4 protein-coding genes are annotated in these 4032 nt (G+C 36.7%); 3 read left to right on the forward strand and 1 reads right to left on the reverse strand.

Features of this window, described 5'->3' with window-relative positions:
* Both WB217_RS05510 and WB217_RS05515 read left to right on the forward strand, forming a co-directional pair.
* On the forward strand, positions 1-448 hold a 448-nt coding region (locus tag WB217_RS05510), incomplete at its 5' end, for a DUF421 domain-containing protein (RefSeq protein WP_423991414.1).
* 217 nt (positions 449-665) lie between these two features.
* On the forward strand, positions 666-1685 hold the full coding sequence (locus tag WB217_RS05515; RefSeq protein WP_423991416.1) for an STAS domain-containing protein: 1020 nt from the start codon (positions 666-668) through the stop codon (positions 1683-1685).
* A 575-nt stretch (positions 1686-2260) separates the two neighbouring features.
* On the opposite strand, the gene WB217_RS05520 is transcribed toward WB217_RS05515, so the two are convergent.
* On the reverse strand, positions 2261-3163 hold the full coding sequence (locus WB217_RS05520; RefSeq protein WP_423991418.1) for a LysR family transcriptional regulator: 903 nt from the start codon (positions 3161-3163) through the stop codon (positions 2261-2263).
* 169 nt (positions 3164-3332) lie between these two features.
* Here WB217_RS05520 and WB217_RS05525 point away from each other — a divergent pair, with 169 nt between their 5' ends.
* Entirely contained in the window at positions 3333-3878 is a 546-nt protein-coding gene (locus tag WB217_RS05525) for a cysteine hydrolase family protein (protein WP_423991420.1), read from the forward strand.
* The last annotated feature ends 154 nt before the right edge of the window (positions 3879-4032 follow it).

Consider the following 4032-nt stretch of genomic DNA (forward strand, 5'->3'; position numbering starts at 1 on the left):
GTTTATCGGATCACGAAAATTATTAGAAGGTGAACCCAATATTGTCGTACATAAAGGCCAGATTAAATACGACGCCTTGAAAAAAGCAAAGCTGGATATCAATCAGCTCCAAAGCTTAATCAGACAGCAAGGGTATTTCTCCTTGAGAGAAGTAGAATATGCGATTATTGAAACGAATGGGATGATCAGTGTCCTCCCTAAGGCGGATTACGACACACCGAAAAATAGTGATTTGAAAATCAAAGCAGAGGCTCCGAGCTTACCGATTAATTTGATCATCGACGGAGAAGTAGTCAGTGAAAATTTAAAAGAAGCCGGGTTTGATGAACAGTGGCTGAAAAAGGAGTTAGAAAAGCAAAAAATCCATCATTATGAAGATGTGCTGTTTGCAGAGTGGATGCAAAATGAACCGGTATATGTGCTGAAATATGAGCGGGAGGCACAATAAATAAACATGGGGAAGGTACTATTGTCTCGTTTGGGTGGCGAAATGAGTAGGGGCATACCTAAAAGCAAAGGGAAATATCTATTTACTCCTCATTATTGAAGTCACAATTCTTGAATTCAAATCTCAGAAAGAGCTTTCTTATCGGACTAGTGAATTAGTATTTTACTTTTGTTTGAGGTAAAATGGAACTAATTCATTTTTACCAAGGGAGAGAATAATGGGCAATTCTAAATATCAGATAAAAGTGAACAAAAATGAGTTCGTATGGAATATCAACGAAGGAGAACTTACATTTGATGGTGCCCCAGCATTGCTTTTCTGGGATTCAGCGATCGAGCTGTTTTTAAATACGATTGAAGAAATTTCTGGAAATGATGTGTCGAAGACCGTTTATGAAGTGACGGGTTTTCGCATGGGACAGCTCGTAAGCACTTATTATGAAGGCAGAACCGATGTGGTTCAGCTGTTGAATGAATATAGTGATATATACAAAAGCGCTGGCTGGGGAATTTTTGAAATTCATGAATACTCCTATGAAGAGAAAACGGCTATCTTGAGAATACGAAATAGCTGGGAACATCGCATTTTCAAGCTTGCTGATAAAAATAAAGCTGGAGTGTTGCTTCCAAGCCATTGGGCAGGCATTTTCAGCGGACTTTTCAAGCAAAACATGTGGTATAAAATGGTGAATAGCCAGCTTGAAGGCCATGATTATGATGAAATAGAGATTTTTCCATCTGCTGTGACCATTTCGCAAAACATCCATGAATTAGCGAGAAAAAAAGAGCAGGAAAACATCACGGAATTGGAGAAAAAGGTGGAATCACGTACGGAAGAGCTTTCTTCTTTGATTCAAGAACTCTCCTCCCCAGTCATCCCGGTTCTTAAGGATATTCTTGTCATCCCTTTGATTGGCAAGTACAATGATGAGCGGCTCAGCAATTTAATTGAAAAGGCTTTAGTTGAACTGACCAAACTAAAAGCTAAATACCTATTAATCGACTTAACGGGTATTAAGCATGTCGATTCATATACCATTCACGGCATCCAAAAATTGATTCAGTCGATCCGCCTGATCGGAGGTCAATGCTTTATTGTCGGCGTGTCAGCTGAACTGAGCATCCAAATATTAAGTTCAAACATAAAAATAGAAGGGATTCAATCCTTCTCAAGTCTTCAGCAAGGTGTAGAATACGCCATCCAGCAGAATGGGTATGAATTAGTTAAAAAGAAATAATCATGAGGCTGAACAGGAATCTTCTTGTTCAGCCTTTTTTTGTGAACATGGGGACGGTTCTTTTGTTTCATTCGGGAGTTGAAATCTGAAGGGGCATAAGGTTTTGACGATATTGATATCAAGTGGATAAAGGGAAAAAATAAAGTTGTACATCGATTAATATTTCGCGCTTTTTAATCATTGAAGCAAAAGAAACATCCTCGCGATTTTCTAACAGGTATTAAATGAAGGCCAACTGGTATTAAAATCGGTCTAACCGGTATTAAATAAAGAGCAACTGGTATAAAAATTGGTTTAACTGGTATTATATGAGATCCATCTATGAAACTAGGATTAAAAGTAAGGGAAATGAGATTAAAACCTACCAAACTAAGATTGAAAAGCTTTTGGGATCTTACTTCTTCTGGTACTTCGATTAATATTTATCTTGTTTAGTATCATGCTTCAATTCAACCAGTTGTAATGATTAGGTGTTCGAGCACCTAATCATTGTTTTTATTCCTGGTTTATTATTCTCGAAATTTAGTACATCGAAATTCTTCTTCAAGCTCAAAGATCTAAATATTTAAACGTATTTAGTTGCCTTCCAAAATCATTTCCAAAAACTTCTTGTGAGCTTTCGACAACCATTTGTTTTTGTGATAGGAGATTTGCGCATAGAACATCGGATTCTCGCATGAAGACTCAACGACTTTCATTTTTTCTTCTCGCAATAATGATTCTACACTTAGGTATGGCATCAGGCTGATTCCTAACCCACTTACAACACACTGTTTCATGGCTTCCATACTAGAAAACTCCAAATGATTATAAGTACTGATTCCGTTTTCAACCAAGAACCCTTCGAAAAATTGCCTTAACACACAATTATTCGCACTAAAAATAATACACTCTCCATCCGCTTCCTCAATTGTCTTGACGGAATGGTTTCTTTCCCCAACAAATACTAATGGTTCTTCCGACCAGATTTCTGTATGTAACAGTGGGTCATTTACCTTTGGTTCTAATGTAATCGCAATGTCTAACTCTCCCGAATGGAGTCTATCTCGTAGAGGCATGCAATTATCATTAATGAGGGAAAAAGTAACCTCAGGATAATCCTTTTTATACTTTGATATCACCGATCCCAACTTGTATACGGTCATGGATTCGGATGCACCAATGCGGATTTCACCCTTGATTGTATTATCGTTAGATGAAATATGTTTGATCTTAGAATATACCGTTAGTAATTCTACTACATGAAGATACAGTTCCTTCCCCATTATGGTTAATTGAATTTGTTTTCCCAATCGGTCAAATAAAGGAGAACCAATCTCATCCTCAAGTTGCTGAATATGAGCAGTGATGGATGCCTGTGAGTACTGAAGTGTCTGAGCGGCCTTTGTAAAACTATTCAACTCGGCCACTGTTTTAAAAGATTGAAGTTGACGGATTTCTATTTGAATCCACTCCTCATTATCAGAAATACTGAACATCTAGTTTAGTTATTTCAATTTTACTAATAAGTAATTTTAGCATACAATTTTTGTAAGGAGCTAAATTACATGAAATAAATTTGTTTGCTTATAGAAAATGCAAACGACTTAAAAGTCATGGAATTAAGTTCATCAATTTAAAAACACTTAGGAGGAATTTTTTATGAAAATATCAACAAACACAGCTTTAATAATAATCGATGTTCAAAATCACTTTGATAGTCCTGAAAATGGTGTGAGAAATAATTTAAACGCCGAAGAGAATATGGCGACATTATTAAACAAGTGGAGAAAAACGAATCGACCAATCGTTCACATACAACACATCAGTAATCCTTCCCTCCCACATCATCCAGGACGTGATATAAAAGAAATTGTCGCTCCTCTTCCAGGAGAACCTGTGATGATAAAAAATGTAAACAGTTCCTTTATTGGTACGAACCTTGAAAATCATTTAAAGGAAGCTGAAATTGAAACCCTTGTTATTGTAGGATTAACAACCGATCATTGTGTTTCCACGACGACAAGAATGGCAAAAAACCTTGGCTTCACTCCTTTCATTGTATCTGATGCTACCGCTACTTTTGAACGAATTAGTTTTGACGGAAAATTGTACAGTGCTGAAGAGATTCATAACTTGGCTCTTGTCAGTTTATCCGACGAATTTGCCACAGTTATTAATACGGAAGGAATTCTAGAATTGCTAGAAAGATAATGACATGGAATTATTATTAAAATACCTAGTTTTTGGAATTACTTTAGCCATTTCTATCGGACCGGTTAATTTAGAACTGATCAAGCAGGGAGTGACTAAAGGATTTATTCCTTCCTGGCTTGTTGGAATAGGTGCTATGACAGCTGATTTCGCT

It is taken from the genome of Mesobacillus sp., from assembly GCF_049588175.1.
In the GTDB taxonomy this organism is placed as follows: Bacteria; Bacillota; Bacilli; order Bacillales; family Cytobacillaceae; genus Mesobacillus.

Excerpts from the sequence above, each read along its gene's own strand:
- WB217_RS05515 (WP_423991416.1), top strand. The coding sequence starts at position 666 with ATGGGCAATTCTAAATATCAGATAAAAGTGAACAAAAATGAGTTCGTA.
- WB217_RS05520 (WP_423991418.1), bottom strand. The coding sequence starts at position 3,163 with ATGTTCAGTATTTCTGATAATGAGGAGTGGATTCAAATAGAAATCCGT.